General features: G+C 66.5%; 20 protein-coding genes. 11 read left to right on the top strand and 9 right to left on the bottom strand.

Going from position 1 to position 16,356, the window contains the following annotated elements; genetic code table 11:
- Positions 1-6 precede the first annotated feature (6 nt).
- The 3 genes from BES08_RS08430 to BES08_RS08420 all read left to right on the top strand — a co-directional run bounded on the left by BES08_RS08430 (position 7) and on the right by BES08_RS08420 (position 2,449).
- The gene (locus BES08_RS08430) at positions 7-945 is read left to right on the top strand and encodes an MlaD family protein (RefSeq protein WP_008832575.1); all 939 of its coding nucleotides are present in this window, start codon (positions 7-9) and stop codon (positions 943-945) included.
- Between the two features lie 11 nt (positions 946-956).
- Complete coding sequence (locus BES08_RS08425) at positions 957-1,565, top strand: ABC-type transport auxiliary lipoprotein family protein (RefSeq protein WP_036523664.1); 609 nt, start codon at positions 957-959, stop codon at positions 1,563-1,565.
- 335 nt (positions 1,566-1,900) lie between these two features.
- Positions 1,901-2,449 carry an outer membrane protein gene (locus BES08_RS08420; protein WP_069708085.1) on the top strand — a complete coding sequence of 183 codons (549 nt, stop codon included), beginning with the start codon at positions 1,901-1,903 and terminating at the stop codon, positions 2,447-2,449.
- Between the two features lie 84 nt (positions 2,450-2,533).
- Here BES08_RS08420 and BES08_RS08415 read toward each other — a convergent pair whose 3' ends face one another.
- From BES08_RS08415 to BES08_RS08385, 7 genes are read right to left on the bottom strand one after another with little or no spacing between them, the layout of a single operon-like run.
- Positions 2,534-3,241: an ATP12 family chaperone protein gene (locus BES08_RS08415; RefSeq protein WP_069708084.1), complete on the bottom strand. Its 708-nt coding sequence runs from the start codon at positions 3,239-3,241 to the stop codon at positions 2,534-2,536.
- The gene (locus BES08_RS08410) at positions 3,238-3,465 is read right to left on the bottom strand and encodes a hypothetical protein (RefSeq protein ID WP_008832571.1); all 228 of its coding nucleotides are present in this window, start codon (positions 3,463-3,465) and stop codon (positions 3,238-3,240) included. Before BES08_RS08410 ends, BES08_RS08415 begins: the two co-directional genes overlap by 4 nt.
- Positions 3,462-4,112 (bottom strand): HAD-IA family hydrolase, encoded by a 651-nt coding sequence (locus BES08_RS08405; RefSeq protein WP_008832570.1) that lies wholly within the window; start codon positions 4,110-4,112, stop codon positions 3,462-3,464. Before BES08_RS08405 ends, BES08_RS08410 begins: the two co-directional genes overlap by 4 nt.
- Positions 4,109-5,389 carry an RluA family pseudouridine synthase gene (locus tag BES08_RS08400; RefSeq protein ID WP_069708083.1) on the bottom strand — a complete coding sequence of 427 codons (1,281 nt, stop codon included), beginning with the start codon at positions 5,387-5,389 and terminating at the stop codon, positions 4,109-4,111. Before BES08_RS08400 ends, BES08_RS08405 begins: the two co-directional genes overlap by 4 nt.
- Positions 5,386-5,793 carry a fluoride efflux transporter CrcB gene (gene crcB, locus BES08_RS08395; RefSeq protein WP_069708082.1) on the bottom strand — a complete coding sequence of 136 codons (408 nt, stop codon included), beginning with the start codon at positions 5,791-5,793 and terminating at the stop codon, positions 5,386-5,388. The genes BES08_RS08400 and crcB overlap by 4 nt, the downstream gene beginning before the upstream one ends.
- A gap of 41 nt (positions 5,794-5,834) precedes the next feature.
- On the bottom strand, positions 5,835-6,221 hold the full coding sequence (locus tag BES08_RS08390) for a type II toxin-antitoxin system VapC family toxin (protein WP_069708081.1): 387 nt from the start codon (positions 6,219-6,221) through the stop codon (positions 5,835-5,837).
- Positions 6,218-6,451 carry a type II toxin-antitoxin system Phd/YefM family antitoxin gene (locus BES08_RS08385; protein ID WP_008832566.1) on the bottom strand — a complete coding sequence of 78 codons (234 nt, stop codon included), beginning with the start codon at positions 6,449-6,451 and terminating at the stop codon, positions 6,218-6,220. Before BES08_RS08385 ends, BES08_RS08390 begins: the two co-directional genes overlap by 4 nt.
- A gap of 223 nt (positions 6,452-6,674) precedes the next feature.
- On the opposite strand from BES08_RS08385, the gene rpsU reads away from it, so the two are divergent.
- The 8 genes from rpsU to gatB all read left to right on the top strand — a co-directional run bounded on the left by rpsU (position 6,675) and on the right by gatB (position 12,643).
- Positions 6,675-6,881, top strand: a complete 207-nt coding sequence (rpsU, locus tag BES08_RS08380) for a 30S ribosomal protein S21 (RefSeq protein ID WP_008832565.1) — start codon at positions 6,675-6,677, stop codon at positions 6,879-6,881.
- A gap of 165 nt (positions 6,882-7,046) precedes the next feature.
- Positions 7,047-7,607, top strand: coding sequence for an FKBP-type peptidyl-prolyl cis-trans isomerase (locus BES08_RS08375; protein ID WP_069708080.1), 561 nt, complete (start codon positions 7,047-7,049; stop codon positions 7,605-7,607).
- Positions 7,604-8,086: an FKBP-type peptidyl-prolyl cis-trans isomerase gene (locus BES08_RS08370; RefSeq protein WP_069708079.1), complete on the top strand. Its 483-nt coding sequence runs from the start codon at positions 7,604-7,606 to the stop codon at positions 8,084-8,086. The genes BES08_RS08375 and BES08_RS08370 overlap by 4 nt, the downstream gene beginning before the upstream one ends.
- Before the next feature lie 229 nt (positions 8,087-8,315).
- Positions 8,316-8,618 (top strand): Asp-tRNA(Asn)/Glu-tRNA(Gln) amidotransferase subunit GatC, encoded by a 303-nt coding sequence (gene gatC, locus BES08_RS08365; RefSeq protein ID WP_008832562.1) that lies wholly within the window; start codon positions 8,316-8,318, stop codon positions 8,616-8,618.
- Positions 8,619-8,752: 134 nt separating this feature from the next.
- Positions 8,753-10,237: an Asp-tRNA(Asn)/Glu-tRNA(Gln) amidotransferase subunit GatA gene (gene gatA, locus BES08_RS08360; protein WP_069708078.1), complete on the top strand. Its 1,485-nt coding sequence runs from the start codon at positions 8,753-8,755 to the stop codon at positions 10,235-10,237.
- Positions 10,238-10,444: 207 nt separating this feature from the next.
- On the top strand, positions 10,445-10,732 hold the full coding sequence (locus BES08_RS08355; protein WP_008832560.1) for an AbrB/MazE/SpoVT family DNA-binding domain-containing protein: 288 nt from the start codon (positions 10,445-10,447) through the stop codon (positions 10,730-10,732).
- Positions 10,733-10,758: 26 nt separating this feature from the next.
- A complete protein-coding gene (locus BES08_RS08350) occupies positions 10,759-11,139 on the top strand; it encodes a type II toxin-antitoxin system VapC family toxin (protein ID WP_156799814.1) in 381 nt (126 codons plus the stop codon).
- Between the two features lies 1 nt (position 11,140).
- Entirely contained in the window at positions 11,141-12,643 is a 1,503-nt protein-coding gene (gatB, locus tag BES08_RS08345; protein ID WP_069708076.1) for an Asp-tRNA(Asn)/Glu-tRNA(Gln) amidotransferase subunit GatB, read from the top strand.
- 382 nt (positions 12,644-13,025) lie between these two features.
- Here the strand turns inward: gatB and BES08_RS08340 are convergent, their stop codons facing one another.
- Both BES08_RS08340 and BES08_RS08335 read right to left on the bottom strand, forming a co-directional pair.
- The gene (locus tag BES08_RS08340; RefSeq protein WP_036523690.1) at positions 13,026-13,331 is read right to left on the bottom strand and encodes a hypothetical protein; all 306 of its coding nucleotides are present in this window, start codon (positions 13,329-13,331) and stop codon (positions 13,026-13,028) included.
- Positions 13,328-16,258, bottom strand: a complete 2,931-nt coding sequence (locus BES08_RS08335) for a M16 family metallopeptidase (protein ID WP_069708075.1) — start codon at positions 16,256-16,258, stop codon at positions 13,328-13,330. Before BES08_RS08335 ends, BES08_RS08340 begins: the two co-directional genes overlap by 4 nt.
- Positions 16,259-16,356 lie beyond the last annotated feature (98 nt).

Below are 16,356 nucleotides of genomic sequence, written 5' to 3'. Positions count from 1 at the left end.
CAGGCGATGGAAACCAAAGCCAATCACGTCTGGGTCGGAGTCGTCACGCTCGTCCTGCTGGCGGCGCTCGCGGCGTTCGTCATCTGGATCGCGCGGCTCAACGAAGGCGCCCAGAACGAATACGACATCTTCTTCAAGCAGTCGGTCGACGGCTTGGCCAAGGGGTCGGAAGTCGGCTATGCGGGCGTGCCTTCGGGGCAGGTCACGCAGATCGAGCTGTGGCCGCAGGATCCCAGCTTCGTGCGCGTGCGCGTCAAGGTCGATGAGAAGGTGCCGATCACCGTGGGCACCACCGCGACCATCCAGGGCAGCTTCACCGGCGTTTCCGACATCCAGCTGGAAGGCGCCGTCAAGGGCGCGCCGCTGCTGACCGAGCCGGGGCCGGAAGGTGTGCCGGTCATCCCGACCAAGCGCGGCGGCTTCGGTGAGCTGCTGACCAACGCGCCGCTGCTGATGGAACGCCTCGCCACGCTGACCGAGAACCTCAACCAGCTGATGAGCGCGGAAAACCGCAAGTCGATCACCGGCATCCTCGCCAATACCGACAAGATGACCAAGGACCTGTCGCAGGCGACACCACAGCTGCGCGCGACGATGAGCGAACTGCAGGGCTCCCTGCAGCAGGCGACGCGCACCCTCGCCGCGTTTGAAGGCGTGGCGCACAAGGCTGACAACCTGCTGGGCGACGAGGGCAGTTCGCTGGCCGACCAGCTGCGCAAGACGCTGGCTTCGGCGCAGAAGTCGATGGACCAGCTCGACAAGACGATGGCTCACGCGCAACCCGCCCTGGATCAGGTGTCCGAGCAGACCCTGCCCGCCGCCGAGAGCGCGATCCGCGATCTGCGCGCCACCAGCAAGGCGCTGCGCAGCCTGACCGAGAAGATCGACGAGCAGGGCGCCGGAGCGCTGCTCAAGGGGCAGAAACTGCCCGACTATAAGCCGTGAGGGGTATCGCGATGAACCGCCACTATACGAAAAGGCTGGCTTGCGGGCTGCTCGCAGCTGTCGCCGCTTTCTCCGTCGCCGGCTGCGTCAGCCTCGGCAGCGATCCGCCGGACGACCTGTTGAAGTTGACCCCGCAGGAAAGCGCCCCTGTAGGCACCACCACCACCGGGACGCTCAGCGACGCCATTGTCGTGCTCGACCCGGAGGCCGATCGCGGCCTCGACGTGTTGCGCGTGCCGGTGACGGTCAATGCATCCAGCGTCGCCTATCTCAAGGAAGCGCTGTGGGTGGAAAAACCGACGCGCCAGTTCCGCTCCCTGCTGGCGGAAACACTGCGCGCCCGCACCGGCCAGCTGGTGGTCGAGGGCGGCGACTTCGAGGTCACCGGCAAGACGCTCATCGGCGGCCGCCTGCTGCAGATGGGTTATGACGCGCAGCGCAGCGCCGTCGTGGTACGCTTCGATGCGGTGCGCTCGGAGCGCGGCGGCGGCCCGCTGCAGACGAAGCGCTTCGAGGCCGTGGTGAACGGCGTGGAGGCCAAGGCCAAGCCGGTGGGCGCAGCGCTCAACCAGGCGGCGAACGACGTCGCGCGGCAGGTGGCGGACTGGGTCAAGGGTTGACCGCCTCGCTGCGTGGAGCGCAGGCGGAGTTTCGCCAAGGGCCAGGATTAATTTAAAAAGTCCATGGGAAGCGCCTTCGCGATATAAAAGAGACGAACGTAAAAAGTTTTCGTTCGCATATCGCGCTTAAATCACGGCAAACGAATGAATTGACGGGAAACGGTTGAAAATACCGTTTCTCGACATTTGTTTCTGTTGCTTGCCGGCAACAGTGACGCTTTGATGACAATCCAGAAACAACTCTTTGGTTTGACGGCAATTTCGCTCCCGCTAAGGGGCGCCTCCCTGCTGCCGGTAACGGTGCGGGTGCGACAAGAATATTGCAGGAGCATACCATGAAGAAGTTCGTCCCGGTGGCCGTTGCCGCCGCGCTGTTCGCCGTTCCGGCCGCCGCCCAGGCACAGGCTTTCGTGCAGGTGGAAACCGGTCTCGACTCGATCTCGGTCGGTGGCGAATCGGACGAAGGCGTCACCTACGGCATCAGCGCCGGCTACGACATTCCCCTGTCGAACGGCCTGTTCGTCGGCATCCAGGGCACTGCCGCCGACAGCACCACCAAGGAATGCGCGTCGGCCGGTGCCGAGCGTCTCTGCATCAAGACCGGCCGCGATCTCGCCGCTGTCGTGCGCCTCGGCACCCAGGTCGGTGAGCGCAGCAAGATTTACGTGCTCGGCGGCTACACCAACGCCCGCCTGCGCGTGACTTACACCGATGGTGTCGACAGCTACGGTGAAGGCGCCAATGGCGACGGCTTCCGTCTCGGCGCAGGCGCTCAGTACGACTTGTCGGACCGCCTTTTCGTTAAGGCCGAGTACCGTTACTCGAACTACGAAAGCGATTTCAGCCGCCACAACGCGCTCGTCGCGCTGGGCGCCAAGTTCTGATCTCAGGACATGGGGCGGGCGCCGTAGGCGTCCGCTCTTGCCAAAAGACCCGCCCGGCTCTCGCCGCGGCGGGTCTTTTCCGTTTCAGCGGGAGAGTGTGGCCAGTGCGATCGCCAGCCTGAACGCCTCGAACCGGGCGGCGCGGCGTTCGGTGGCTTCCCAGTCCTCGCCCCAGAGTTCGACCTGCCAGTCGGCCTCCAGTTCGGCGGCCTTCCACAAGGCTTCGGCATCGGCGCCGGGACGGATCGCCTCCAGCGCGATGACCAGCGAGGCGGAGAGGCTCGACAGCATCTTGAGCGCGGCCAGTTCGAAATCGCTGCAGGCGTCCAGTTCGCTGCGCAGACACGCCAGCGTCGGTCCCGGCTGCGGCTTGTGGATGATGCCGGAGATGCGTGTGAAAGTGACGCCAAGCCGCGCCTCTGCGGATGAGAGCACGGGTTCCCACATTTCCATCTGCCGCTTGTAGAGCGCCTCGTCCGGGTCGGCGCGGTAGCACAGGGTGTCGGTCTCGGCGTAAGGCAGCAGTTCGGCGATGACGGTGCCGCGCGCGGGCGCGACGGCGTCGATCGCGAAGTCGGCAAGGTCGCGGTAGTGGAAGGTCGCGGTGTCGATCTCCTCGCCCTGTCTGGCCCATTCGGCGGCCAGCGCCTGCGCCAGCGCCTGCGTCGGCACGACTTGCGGGCGACCGCCTGCGGTGCGGATTGGGCGGCCGTCGAGGACCGCGCGCCAGCCCGAGTCTTCTGGGCCGTTTTCGGTCTGCTCGGCGGTCGCTTCCTTGTAGAAACGCTTCATTTGGGTGTGCGCCACTTTCTGATGAGAATCGCGGGCAGGACGAAGGCGTCGATCAGCCCGTTGGCGAGGAGGAGGTAGGCGACCCATGCCGGTGCGCCGGGAAAGATACGGCCTTGCGTCATCAGCAGGCCGAGCACGACGAAAGCGACACCGGCGATGCGCACGATATTGATGATCGCGAAGCGCAGCGCTGCGGGATCGCGATCGGGTTTCGGCTGGCTCACCTGAGCAAGTGCTCCAGCAACTGCGCCGGGGTCTCGGCGACCATTTCGGCGCCCGCTTCGGACAGTTCGCGCGGGTGGTGATAGCCCCAATCCACGCCGACCGCGCGGACTTGCGCGGACGTCGCCATCTGCATGTCGTAGGCCGTGTCGCCGATCATCACGGCTTCCGACGCCTGCGCGCCCGCTTCGAACAAAGCCTCTTCCAGCATCGCGGGGTGGGGCTTGGAGGGATGACGGTCGGCGGTCTGGAGCGTCACGAAGAGGTCGGCGATGCCGTTCGCCTCAAGGCAGAAGCCGAGGCCGCGATCCGACATGCCGGTGGCGACGCCCAGCGTCCAGCCATTCGCATGAAGGGCGCGCAAGGTGTCCTCGATCCCCGGGAACAGCGGCTGGGCGACACGGCCCTGTTCGCGCGCGGTGCGGAACGAGAGCTTGTAGGCCTCGGCCATGGCGTGTTGCTGCTCGGCGTCCGAATCGGGCAGCAACTGGCGGATCGCCTGAGGCAGCGAAAGCCCGACCGCACGCCGGATGCTCCCGCGCGTCGGTGAAGGCAGCGAGAAGGCGGCGAAGGCCGCCTCCATCGCCTCGCAGATCGGCGCCTGCCCATCGACGAGGGTGCCGTCGCAGTCGAAGACCGCCAGTTTCACCGGGACCTGCCTCGCGGCGCGCCGCCGGGCTTGGGGCCGGAGCGCGCTGCGCCCGTGCGCGGACCGGAAGGCTTGCCACCGGGACGTGCGGGCTTGCCGCCCGGCTTCCCGAACGACTTGCCCGCAGGCTTTCCGGGCGCCTTTCCGCCGGGCTTGCTGCCGGGCTTGCTCAGCCGCGTCTGGCCCGAGCCGGGGCCATCGCTGCGCTTGCGGCGCTCGCCCCGGCGTTCCTTGCGGTATTCCTTGGCGTGCTGCTTGGCGGCCTTCTTCTGGTCTTCCTTGGTGAACTCGGCCGGAGCCTCGATCTCGGTGTCGCCTTCCGATTCGACGAAGCCCAGCTGCTCCAGCGAATTGGCGAAGTGCTCAGGGAGAGGGGCGGTGACGTCCAGCGGGGCGCCGTCCGGGTGCTCGATCAAGAGGCGGCGTGCGTGGAGGTGCATCTTGCGGCTGATCGATCCGGTCAGGAATGCCTCCTGGCCGCCGTATTTGCCGTCGCCGACGATCGGGTGGCCGATCGCCGCCATGTGGACGCGCAGCTGGTGGGTGCGGCCGGTCAGCGGGTGAAGCTCGACCCAGGCGGCGCGGTTGCCGGCGCGGTCGATCACGCGGTAGCGGGTGCGGGCGGTCTGGCCTTCCTTCTCGTCCACGTGCATCTTCTCGCCGCCGGTGCCCGGCTGCTTGGCGAGCGGCAGTTCGATCATGCCGTCGTTGATGCTCGGCACGCCGACCACCAGCGCCCAGTAGATCTTCTTGGCGGTGCGGCCGGAGAACCGCTTCGAGAAGAACGCCGCGCTGCCCGGGGTGCGGGCGATCAGCAGGACGCCCGAGGTGTCCTTGTCGAGTCGGTGGACGAGGCGCGGGCGCGGGCCTTTCTCGACATAGGCGTCGAGCAGGCCGTCGACGTGCTCCTTCATGCCCGAGCCGCCCTGCGTGGCGAGGCCCGGCGGCTTGTTGAGCACGATCGCGGCGCGGTCCTGCGTCAGCACCATCGAATCGGCGAGTTCGATCTCCGCCTCGGTCAATTCGCGGCGCGGGCGTTCGCCGCTCGCCGAAGCCTTCTGCTCGCCGCCGGGCGGCACGCGCAGGGTCTGGCCCGCTTCCAGCCGGGTGTCGACGTCGGCGCGCTTGCCGTCGACGCGAATCTGGCCGGTGCGCGCCCAGCGCGAGACCATCGCGAAGCCCACCTTGGGCAAGTGCCGCTTGAACCAGCGGTCGAGGCGGACGCCGTCGTCATCCTGACCGACGGTGAATTGGCGGACGATATCGATATTGCTCATGCCACGCTCCGCATAACAAAAAGGCCGAGGAACAGGCCGCCGAATCCGGCGAGCAGTGACAGGGCGGTATAAAAGGCAGCGGTGGCGATCTCGCCCCGCTGGATCAAGGTGGCGAAATCGAGGCTCATCGACGAGAACGTCGTGAAGCCGCCGAGCACGCCCACGGTGACGAACAGGCGGGTGCCTTCGCCGGTATTGCCATGACGGGCGAACCAGCCGGTCACCAGTCCCATCAGCAGGCTTCCCACGACATTGACGGTCAGCGTGCCATAAGGAAAGACGCCCGCGCGCACCGGGCCGAGCGCAGCGGTCCAGCCGCGCCCGACGAGGAAGCGCAGCCACGAGCCGAACGCGCCGCCGAGGGCCACATAAAGAGAGGCCAGTATAAAGGAAGATTGGGGCATGGCGCCGCCTTAGCCGCGAATCGCCGGAATTCCAATCCGCCCTACCAGAGCCGCTGCACTGCAAATCCGTCGAACAGCGCTTCGTAGGAAATGAGCACCATGTCTTCGGCCTGCGCCTGTGCAATCAGCAGGCGGTCGAACGGGTCCTTGTGAGCGATGTTCATCTGCCCGGCGAGGCGGGCATGCGTGATGCTGATCGCCAGTTCGTCGAACCCTTGCGCCGCGATGATGCTTTCGAAATCCCGCGCGAGCACGGCCGCGCCGTCCAGCTTGCCGATCCGGTGCTTGGTGGCGATCTCCATCGCGGAAGCCGCGCTGATGGCTACAGTGTTGGTGGTATCGGCGATCGCCTCGCGGGCGCGAACCGACAGATGATCGTCGCCCGCCAGCCACCAGATCAGTGTGTGCGTGTCGAGCAGCAGCCTCAATCGAGGTTCCAGGCGCCGAGTTCATCAGCGGGAAGTGGCTCGAAGAAGGCATCGTCCACGCTGATCGCGCCCTTGAGCGCGCCGAACTTGCGTTCGCCGATCGGATTTATCGGGACCAGACGCACGGCAGGAACGTTGCCGCGTGCGATCACCACTTCTTCGCCCGCCAGCACGCTGACGATCAGGCGGGATAGGTTGGTCTTGGCCTCGTGGACGGAAACCTGAGTCATCGTGATGCTCCTTAGCCAGATATATAGCTAAGGAGATGCATTGCGGCAAGCTGCAGGCTTTGCGGGTGATTGGTCTTGTCTTCGAGCCGTCACTTTGCTAACGGGCCGCTCAATCAGCTGCCTCCGAGTCCGGCGGCGGCCTTTTATTGGCTCTAGATTCGCAGCACGCCGCGCCGAACCGGATGCGTGGCGGCTTCGTCTGTTTTGTGAGGTGTTTCGGTTTATGCAGATTCTCGTCCGCGACAACAACGTCGATCAGGCTCTTCGTGCGCTCAAGAAGAAGCTGCAGCGTGAAGGCGTGTATCGTGAGATGAAGCTGCGCCGTCACTTCGAGAAGCCGTCGGAAAAGCGCGCTCGCGAAAAGGCTGCCGCCGTTCGCCGCGCTCGCAAGCTTGAGCGCAAGCGCGCCGAGCGCGACGGCTCGAAGTAAGAGCTTTCCTGCGCTTTTGCGCAGGGCATCTTTAAATCTGGATCAGCGGCTTGAATGCCGCGCCGGGTTGAGCCATGAGGGCGCGGAATCACCATTCCGCGCCCTTGGTGCATCTGCAAGGGATGCCAGCCCGGGCGCTTCAAAAGAATACGAGGGCCACAGACGATGACAGAGATCACCCGCGTTGCGCTGCAGCCGATCGAAAAGGGCGCTGTTTCCAAGATCTGGATCGGTGTCGTCGCGATCGCTCTGGCCTCGGCCGGTGTGGCCTATGCCGCGCTGCCGCCCGCGCCCACCGTCAAGACGCTGACCGCCGGCACCGGCGCCCCGCCGACGATGGAAGACGTCGTGCTCATCAATTACAAGGGCATGTTGACCGACGGCAAGGTGTTCGACGAGAACAAGAACTACCCCAACCCTGTCGCGCAGTTCGTGCCCGGCTTCTCCAAGGCGCTGATGAAGATGCAGCGCGGCGGCAAGTACGACGTCACGATCCCCGCCGAGCTGGCCTACGGCGCCAACCCGCCCGCCGGTTCGCCGATCCCCGCGAACGCCGACCTCAAGTTCGAAGTCGAGCTGATCGACTACAAGAGCCTTGCCGAAATCCGCCAGCAGCAGCAGATCCTGCAGCAGCTTCAGCAGATGCAGGGCGGCGCTGGTGCTCCGGGTGCCCCGGGCGCGATGCCTCCGGGTGCGGCTGCTCCGGCTCCGGTTCCGGCGCAGTGAAGTCAGCGATCGCGGCGCTGCTCCTCGTGGCAGCGCCCTCGGCGGTGTTCGCCCAAGCTGCCGTTCCGGCGGCGACGCCTGCGGCTCCGCAGGTAAAGGTCGAGGCGATCAAGGCCGGGACCGGCGGCAAGCCGCCCGAGCATGGCTATGTGCTCATCAACTACAAGGGCATGCTGCAGGACGGCACCGTGTTCGACCAGAACGAGCAGATGCCGATGGCGCTGGACGAAGTCGTCCCCGGCTTTGCGCAAGGGTTGCTCCAGATGGAGCGTGGCGGGCGTTATCGCCTGACCATTCCGCCCGAACTGGGCTACGGTCCCGAAGCATCCGGCCCGATCCCGGCGAATTCCACGCTGGTCTTCGAGATCGACCTGCTCGACTTCAAGACGCCTGAGGAAATCCAGGCGATGATGGCGCAGATGCAGGCTCAGGCCCAGGCGGCCCAGCAGCAGGGCGAGGCGGCCAAGCCCGCGCAGTAAATACGTCGTCCCGGACTTGATCCGGGACCGGTGGCTGTCTTTAGGCGCGGCCTTGCAGCGCGCGCGGTCAGGTGGGCTGTTCACGGTCTGCGGTCCCGGAGCAAGTCCGGGACGACGCACGCTTGAAGCCGCGTCGCCCCGCTGCTAGCGCACCGCTATCGAATTTCCGCCCGCCGTGCTTCCATGCGCGGCGGGCTCAACCGTAAAAAGGCCAAGGGACAAAAAAGCCATGTCGGTCGATACCGCAACCGTGGCGAAGATCGCCAGTCTCGCGCGCATCAAGGTGAGCGAGCAGGAACTCGAGGCCATGGTGCCCGAACTGAACGGCATCCTCGCTTGGGTGGAGCAACTCGGACAGGTCGACACCGACGGTGTCGAGCCGATGACCGCCGTGATCCCCAATACCCTGCGCCTGCGCGACGACGTGATCGACGCCGACCCGCTGACCGGCGGCGACAAGCGCGACGCGGTGCTGGCCAATGCGCCCGCCGCGCAGCACGGCTTCTTCGGCGTGCCCAAGGTGATCGAGTAAGCCTTTGGATTATCCCGATCCTTCGACAAGCTCGCAGATGAGCGGAGTTGGGGGAGAGAGACTTTGAATCTATCCCCGCTCATGCTGAGCTTGTCGAAGCAAGCACGGGCAGCACACAAAATCTGGAATGCAGCATGACTGACATTACCGACCTTGGCGTAGCCGCCATCCGCGACGGCGTCGCCGCCGGAACTTTCTCCGCCGTCGAAGTGGCCGAGGCGTTCAACGCCAACGTCGCGGCGGCGCAGGACGCGCTGAACGCCTTCATCGTCGCCACCCCCGATCACGCGATCGCCGCCGCGAAGACCATCGACGCCAAGCGCGCCGCCGGCGAAGCGCTCGGTCCCATGGGCGGCGTGCCCATCGGCATGAAGGACCTGTTCACCACCAACGGCGTGCAGACCACCGCCGCCAGCCACATCCTCGAAGGTTTCGTGCCGCAGTACGAATCGACCGTCTCGCAGAAGCTGTGGGATGCGGGCGCGGGCCTGCTGGGCAAGCTCAACCTCGACCAGTTCGCGATGGGCTCTTCGAACGAGAGCAGCCATTTCGGCTCGGTCGTGTCGCCCTGGCGCCGGCCTGGCAGCAATGCGCCGCTGACGGCGGGCGGCTCCTCGGGCGGTTCCTCGGCGGCGATCGCGGCGCGGCTCGTGCCTGCCGCCACCGGCACAGACACCGGCGGCTCGATCCGCCAGCCCGCCGCCTACACCGGCACCACCGGCATCAAGCCGACTTACGGGCGCTGTTCGCGCTGGGGCGTGGTGGCCTATGCCAGCTCGCTCGACCAGGCGGGCGCCATGGCGCGCGACGTGACCGACTGCGCGATCCTGCTGGAAAGCATGGCCGGGTTCGACCCCAAGGACGCGACCAGCCTGAATCTGCCGGTGCCGGACTGGACCGCCGCTCTGTCGGGCGACCTCAAGGGCAAGAAGGTCGGCATCCCGAAGGAATACCGCGTCGAGGGCATGCCCGCCGAGATCGAGGCGATCTGGGAGCAGGGCATCGCCTGGCTCAAGGACGCGGGCGCCGAAGTGGTCGAAGTCTCGCTGCCGCACACGCAGTACGCGCTGGCGACCTACTACATCATCGCGCCTGCCGAAGCCTCGTCCAACCTCGCGCGCTATGACGGCGTGCGTTACGGCCTGCGCGACCTGCCCGACGGTGCGGGACTGCAGGACATGTACGCCGCCACCCGCGCCGACGGTTTCGGGGCCGAGGTCAAGCGCCGCATCCTGATCGGCACTTACGTGCTGTCGGCGGGCTTCTACGACGCCTATTATACCAAGGCGCAGAAGGTGCGTGCGCTGATCTCGCAGGACTTCACGAAGGCGTTCGAGCAGGTCGACGTCCTCCTGACCCCGACCGCGCCGAGCGCCGCCTTTGCCCTTGGCGAAAGCAACGAAGACCCGATCGCGATGTACCTCAACGACGTGTTCACGGTCCCGGCGTCGCTGGCGGGCCTGCCTGCCATGTCGGTGCCGGCCGGCCTCGACGCGCAGGGGCTGCCGCTGGGTCTCCAGATCATCGGCCGCCCGCTCGATGAGCAGGGCGTGCTGAACGCAGGGCTGGCCATCGAAGGCCGCGCGGCGTTTGCGGCGAAGCCGGAGAAGTGGTGGTAAGCTGGTTCGAACTGGTCGTCTCAGTCATTGAAGGGCTGGGCGACCTGTTCGCGCGGCCCTCGCGCGAAAAGGCCGCGCGGCGGCGTGAGGCGCCTGCGAAGGCGGACGCGCCGCCCCGCTCGCGCCATGGGTTCCTACGTCCGAAACGGAGGCATCGGCCCAGTCGCTGCGTTGACGGTAATGCGGGCGAGAGGTAATACTTCCGCCGTGAAGTTCGAGTCCAACATGACGGTCAAGGGCCAGGTTACGGTGCCCAAGGACATCCGCGATGCGCTGGGCCTCAAGCCCGGTCAGGCGGTGGCCTTCGAGTTGGACGGCGACGGCAATGCCCGCATCATCCGTGCCGACGATCCGGCGCGGATCGAAGCGCGCAAGGAAGCATTTCTGGGCCGCCTGCACGAAACGCGAGCGAAATTTGCGGGCAAGGCGCTGGATCCGGACATGGACGGGCTCGAATACCAGCGCATGATGCGCGGCGACGGGCCGGAAGTGTGATCTTCGATTCGAATGTCGTCATCGACATGCTCGGCAACCGCGCTCCCGACTATTTCCACCAGCGGATCGCCGATCTGGGCGCGGCAAGCGACCTGTTCGTCAACGAGATCATCTTCGCCGAGATTTCCGGCAATTATGCCTCCGCGCAGGACGTTGCAGACCTGCTGAACGGCTTCGGGCTGAATACGGCGCGGCTTTCTCTGGCCGATTGCCACCGGGCCGGAACGGCATACAGGCAATACCGGCGCAACGGCGGCGTCCGCACCAGCATCCTGTCCGATTTCCTGATCGGCGCGCAGGCGGCGAACCGGGGCTGGCCTATTGTCACGCGGGACCGTAAGGGGTTCGCGACGTATTTTCCCGAGGTCGACTTGATCGACCCGTACATCGACACAAGTAAGGCTTGAGATGTCCACTTCCACCTATCGCATCCAGGGCGCCACCGGGGACTGGGAGGTCGTGATCGGCCTCGAAGTCCATGCGCAGGTCACGTCCAATTCCAAGCTGTTCTCCGGCTCGGCGACGGCGTTCGGCGCGGAGCCGAACACGCAGGTCTCGCTGATCGACGCGGCGATGCCGGGCATGCTGCCCGTACCAAACGGTGAGTGCATCCGTCAGGCGGTGCGCACCGGCATGGCGATCGACGCGCAAATCAACAAGTGGTCGCGCTTCGATCGCAAGAACTACTTCTATGCCGATCTTCCGCAGGGCTACCAGATCAGCCAGCTCTACCACCCGCTCGTCGGCGAAGGCTCGCTGACGATCGAGGCGGACGAGAAGGCGGGTATCCCCGAGGACAAGGTCATCGGCATCGAGCGCATCCACGTCGAGCAGGATGCGGGCAAGCTGATGCACGATCAGCACCCGACGATGTCCTATGTGGACCTCAACCGTTCGGGCGTGGCGCTGATGGAGATCGTCAGCCGCCCGGACATGCGCTCGCCCGCCGAGGCCGGCGCCTATGTCGCCAAGCTGCGCACGATCCTGCGCTATGTCGGCTCGTGCGACGGCAACATGGATCAGGGCTCGATGCGCTGCGACGTCAACGTCTCGGTCCGCAAGCCCGGCGACGAGTTCGGCACCCGTACCGAGACCAAGAACGTCAACTCGGTGCGCTTCGTCATGCAGACGATCGAGCACGAGGCGAACCGCCAGGTCGACGTGATCGAGGGCGGCGGCAAGATCGTGCAGGAAACCCGTCTGTTCGACCCGAACAGCGGCACCACCCGCTCGATGCGCTCGAAGGAAGACGCGCACGACTATCGCTACTTCCCCGATCCCGACCTGCTGCCGCTGGAACTGGACGATGCGTTCCTGGAGGCGTGCCGCGCCTCGCTGCCCGAACTGCCGGACGCCAAGCGCGCGCGCTACGAAGGCGAACTGGGGCTGTCGGCCTACAACGCCGCGGTGCTGACCACCGACGTCGACACGTTCCAGTGGTTCGAGGCGCTGCTGGCCGAGACCGCTTCGGCGCAGGGCAAGGCGCCTGCCGAAGTCGCCAAGCAGGCGGCGAACTGGCTGATCTCGGAGTTCTTCGGCGCGCTCAACAAGCTGGGCAAGAGTCTCGAGGATTCGCCGGTCAGCCATGCGCAGGCCGCCGAACTGCTGGCGCTGGTCGGCAAGGGTACGATCTCCGGCTCGATCGCCAAGCAGGTGCTTGAGATCATGCTCGAGACCGGCGACGGCGCGGGCGTCATCGTCGAGCGCGAGGGGCTGAAGCAGGAATCGGACACCGGCGCCATCGAGGCCAAGGTGGACGAGATCCTCGCCGCCAACGCCGACAAGGTCGCGCAGTACCGCGAGGGCAAGGTGGCGCTGTTCGGCTTCTTCGTCGGCCAGACGATGAAGGCGATGCAGGGCAAGGCCAACCCGCAGGTCGTCAACGAGATCTTGAAGGCGAAGCTCGGCTGACGCTTAACAAGCCTCACGAAAAAGCCGCCGTGCCGTTTCTTCGGTCCGGCGGCTTTTTTGTGTCCGCTGTGCAACTCTTGTTGTCCCGGGAAGGGACTGTTCGCAATAATCCGCTTGTATTCGCAATTCCCGGTGCTATCGATTGCGCGAAGACCGGGGGGGTCTTTCCAACAATTTCGCGCTGGCGTGCCCAAGGGGCATCGTCCGCGCATTCGGCGACGCGGGGCATCTGGCTCCGTGCGCTGCACGAGCTCACCTGGGGGGGTGAGGGGGCCCGGCATTGCGCCACAGTGGAGCGCGCGGTGTCGGGCCTTTGCAGTTTTCCGGAAGTATTCGCACGCAATGACGAGGGGAAAGTAGGGGACGAGTGTGGTGTGATGGCTCAGCCCGCGCGCCGCGTTCCCGTCAGTTCCATCGCGCCGAACATCCCGGCCTTTACCGTCCCCGTCAGCGCATCGCCCTCGACCGTCGCGGAACAGTCGAGGTCCATCGGCATCGGCAGGGTCATCTTCATCGACCACGTCAGGGTCTGCCCGGCAATGCGGCCGTTGGTCACGTCCATGCTGCCAAGGTCGCCGGTGATGTTCCCGGAGAAGCTGTCGCCTGCTCCGGGCTCGATGGTGAGGACGCCCTTCTGGCGGCCCAGCGGGGTATTGGTGACGCAGTCGTACGTGCCGGCAACGGTCATTCGGAAGCTCCTTCGCTCTCGTTCTCGCCCGCGACGCTGGGTGCGGGGCGGACCTCCACGGGCAAACCCAGGGCCTTGAGCTGCGGTTCCACGATCTTGCGGTCGCCGACGATCACCCAGGTCAAGTCGGCGGGCTGCAGATACTGCGCCGCCGCGCCGCCGATCCGCTTCGCGTCGATGCCGCGATAGGTCTGCGCGAGCTTCACATAGTAATCTTCAGGCCGTCCCAGCCGGTCGTTCTTGACGATGGCGGCGAGCACTTGCGCATTCGTCTCGAAGTCGTTGGGCAAGCTGCGGATCGCGCCGTCGGTGACGCGCTGGTACTCCTCGGCCGAAATCGGCTGCTTCGTCGGCAGGGCGCTCATGTCGGCGATGATGGCGCGGATCGAATCGCCCGTGCGGTCGGCCTGCACGGGCGCCATGACCTGCATCGTCACCGGCCCCGTCGCTTGGCTGATGCCCGAGCGTACGCCGTAGCTCCAGCCCTTTTCCTCGCGAATGTCGAGGTTCAGGCGCGAAAGGAAGCCGTTGCCGACGACGTCGTTCGCCAGCATCAGCGATTCCTCGTTCGGCGTGCGGCCGGTCAGCGGCAGCACCCGCCCGGCGAGGATCACCGACTGCGGCGAGTTCGGCCGGTCGATCAGCACTACGCGCGATGCGGGTGCGGGCGTCGCGGTGTCGAGCGATTTCACCGGCTTGGGTGCGGCCGGGGCCTTCCAGCCGCCGAACGCCTTTTCCAGCAGCGGCTTGAGCTGCTCCATGGTCACGTCGCCGACCACGGTGATCCGCGCGAGGTCGGGGCGCAGCCACTTGGCATGGGCGGCGCGCAGCGCCTCGGGCGTGAGGGCGGCGAGCGCGGTATCGCTGCCGAGGCCGTCGCCGGGCTGGGCATAAGGATGAGTGCCGAAGAGTTCGCCGCTCATCGTACGCGAGGCCAGCGCGCTTGGCGTCGATTGAGCCTGCGCCAGTTCGGCCTGCGCCTGTCCGCGCGCGCGATCGAAGTCGGCCTGCGCGAAAGCCGGATGCAGCAGCACGTCGGAGGCCAGCGCCAGCGAGGGCGCGAGGTTGTCGCTGAGCGCACTCAGCGTCAGGCTGCTGGTGTCGAGGCTGGCACCGGTGCCGATCGAGGCGCCGAGGCGCTCCTGTTCCTCGGCGATCTGGGTGGCGTTGCGGGTCTTGGTGCCTTCCTCGAGCATGCCGAGCATCAGCCCCTGCGTGCCCGGCGTGTCGAGCGCATCGGCCGCGTACCCGGCGTCGAAGTCGATCGACAGGACCAGCTTGGGCACCGTGGTCCGCCGCGCCAGCGTGACGGGGATGCCGTTCGAGAGCGTGGTGCGCTCGATCGCCGGGAAGGCGAGGGCGCTGACCGGTGCGACCGGCGGCGCACTGCGCCTGGGCGCGGGGGCGAGCTTTGGGGCTTTGGCGGCCTTGCCTGCCGCTGCGGGCGGGTTGGCGGCTTCGTCACCCCAGCCGCCCATCTTCGCGCCGTCCTCGGTGCGTGCACCCGGCACCACCGCGATCTTATAGACCGGGCGGCCGAGCCACCTGGACATCGCGGTGCGCACGGCGTCGGGCGTCAGCGCGGCGATGGCCTGCAGGTCCGCCTTGTACTTGGCCGGATCGTTCGAATAGACTTGCCCTTCGGCGAGGGTCGCGCCCTTGCCGGAGAAGCCGCCGACCTGCTCCAGCCCGCCGATCTCGCTCGACAGGATGGAGGTGACAGCGCGGCGCACTTCGTCCTCGCTCGGCCCCTTGGCGACGAAATCGGCGATGACTTTGTCGAGCGCGGCTTCGGCCTTGGCGCGCTGGACGCCGGGCTTCACGTCCATCGAGGCGTCGAGGAAGCTGGCCTGCTCGAACGTCTGGGCAGAGGCGGTGACGGAGACGGCAAGCTGCTGCCCGCGCACCAGTTCGTTGTCCAGCCGTGAGCTGGCGAGGCCGCCGAGGATGTGCATGCCGATGCGCAGGGCGGCGGCGTCCGCATCGTTGAGCCCGGGGCCGCTCCAGTCGCGGCTGAGGCGCACGGTCGGCACCTGATCGGTCAGGTCGCGCGAGATCGGCGCGGACAGGGTGACCGGCCCGGCCGCGACGGGGGCGACTTCAGGCCCCTTCGGGATCGCGCCGAACCACTTCTCGACCTTGGGCTTCGCGGTCGCCGCGTCGATGTCGCCCGAGAGGACGAGGACGACGTTGTTGGGGCCGTAATGGTCGGTGAACCACTTGCGCACGTCGGTCAGGCTGGCGGCGTCTAGGTCGGCCATCGAGCCGATCGTCGAGTGGTGATAGGGGTGGCCGACCGGGAACAGGCCCTCGGCCACCGCATATTCGGCGAGGCCGTAGGGCTGGTTGTCGCCCTGCCGCTTCTCGTTCTGGACGACGCCGCGCTGCTTGTTGAGCTTGTCCTGCGTGACGGCGGGGAGCAGCGCCCCCATGCGGTCGCTCTCCATGAACAGCGCAAGGTCGAGCGCGCCGGTCGGCACCGTCTCGATGTAGTTGGTGCGATCGTACCAGGTGGAGCCGTTGGTCGAGGTGGACCCGGCCGCTTCCAGCGGAATGTCGAAGTTGGGCACGTTGGATGAGCCGCCGAAGAACAGGTGCTCGTACAAGTGCGCGAAGCCGGTCTTGCCGCGCGGCTCGTTCTTGGAGCCGACCTTGTAGTAGAGCGTGACGCCCACGATCGGCGCCTTGCGGTCGGTGTGGACGATGGTGGTGAGGCCGTTGGCGAGGACGAACTTGTCGTAGGGGATGTCGACTTTGGCGACCAGTTCCTGCGGCGATGCGGCGGCGGGCCGAGGCGGTGCGGCCTCCGGTGCAGGCGGCGCCGTCGGCGTGCTGGCGACAGGCCTGCCGGAGGGGGCGGCAGCGCAGGCGGAGAGGAGAAGGGCGGCGGCGAGAGCGCTCAGGCTCGACGTGGATACGGATCGCATGAGCGGGAGGTTAGCAGCTTGTTTCGGCGTGGCCAGCGGCAAACTTTACGCGCACTTCCGGCTTTCGTGCATGCAGTGGGGGCTTCGACAAGCTCAGC

The sequence above is a fragment of the Novosphingobium resinovorum genome (assembly GCF_001742225.1).
GTDB classification, from domain to species: Bacteria; Pseudomonadota; Alphaproteobacteria; order Sphingomonadales; family Sphingomonadaceae; genus Novosphingobium; species Novosphingobium resinovorum_A.
This window is presented reverse-complemented; position numbering and strand designations above follow the sequence as displayed.

Excerpts from the sequence above, each read along its gene's own strand:
- BES08_RS08430 (WP_008832575.1), top strand. The coding sequence starts at position 7 with ATGGAAACCAAAGCCAATCACGTCTGGGTCGGAGTCGTCACGCTCGTC.
- BES08_RS08425 (WP_036523664.1), top strand. The coding sequence starts at position 957 with ATGAACCGCCACTATACGAAAAGGCTGGCTTGCGGGCTGCTCGCAGCT.
- BES08_RS08420 (WP_069708085.1), top strand. The coding sequence starts at position 1,901 with ATGAAGAAGTTCGTCCCGGTGGCCGTTGCCGCCGCGCTGTTCGCCGTT.
- BES08_RS08415 (WP_069708084.1), bottom strand. The coding sequence starts at position 3,241 with ATGAAGCGTTTCTACAAGGAAGCGACCGCCGAGCAGACCGAAAACGGC.
- BES08_RS08400 (WP_069708083.1), bottom strand. The coding sequence starts at position 5,389 with ATGAGCAATATCGATATCGTCCGCCAATTCACCGTCGGTCAGGATGAC.
- crcB (WP_069708082.1), bottom strand. The coding sequence starts at position 5,793 with ATGCCCCAATCTTCCTTTATACTGGCCTCTCTTTATGTGGCCCTCGGC.
- BES08_RS08385 (WP_008832566.1), bottom strand. The coding sequence starts at position 6,451 with ATGACTCAGGTTTCCGTCCACGAGGCCAAGACCAACCTATCCCGCCTG.
- rpsU (WP_008832565.1), top strand. The coding sequence starts at position 6,675 with ATGCAGATTCTCGTCCGCGACAACAACGTCGATCAGGCTCTTCGTGCG.
- BES08_RS08375 (WP_069708080.1), top strand. The coding sequence starts at position 7,047 with ATGACAGAGATCACCCGCGTTGCGCTGCAGCCGATCGAAAAGGGCGCT.
- gatC (WP_008832562.1), top strand. The coding sequence starts at position 8,316 with ATGTCGGTCGATACCGCAACCGTGGCGAAGATCGCCAGTCTCGCGCGC.
- gatA (WP_069708078.1), top strand. The coding sequence starts at position 8,753 with ATGACTGACATTACCGACCTTGGCGTAGCCGCCATCCGCGACGGCGTC.
- BES08_RS08350 (WP_156799814.1), top strand. The coding sequence starts at position 10,759 with ATGCTCGGCAACCGCGCTCCCGACTATTTCCACCAGCGGATCGCCGAT.
- gatB (WP_069708076.1), top strand. The coding sequence starts at position 11,141 with ATGTCCACTTCCACCTATCGCATCCAGGGCGCCACCGGGGACTGGGAG.
- BES08_RS08340 (WP_036523690.1), bottom strand. The coding sequence starts at position 13,331 with ATGACCGTTGCCGGCACGTACGACTGCGTCACCAATACCCCGCTGGGC.
- BES08_RS08335 (WP_069708075.1), bottom strand. The coding sequence starts at position 16,258 with ATGCGATCCGTATCCACGTCGAGCCTGAGCGCTCTCGCCGCCGCCCTT.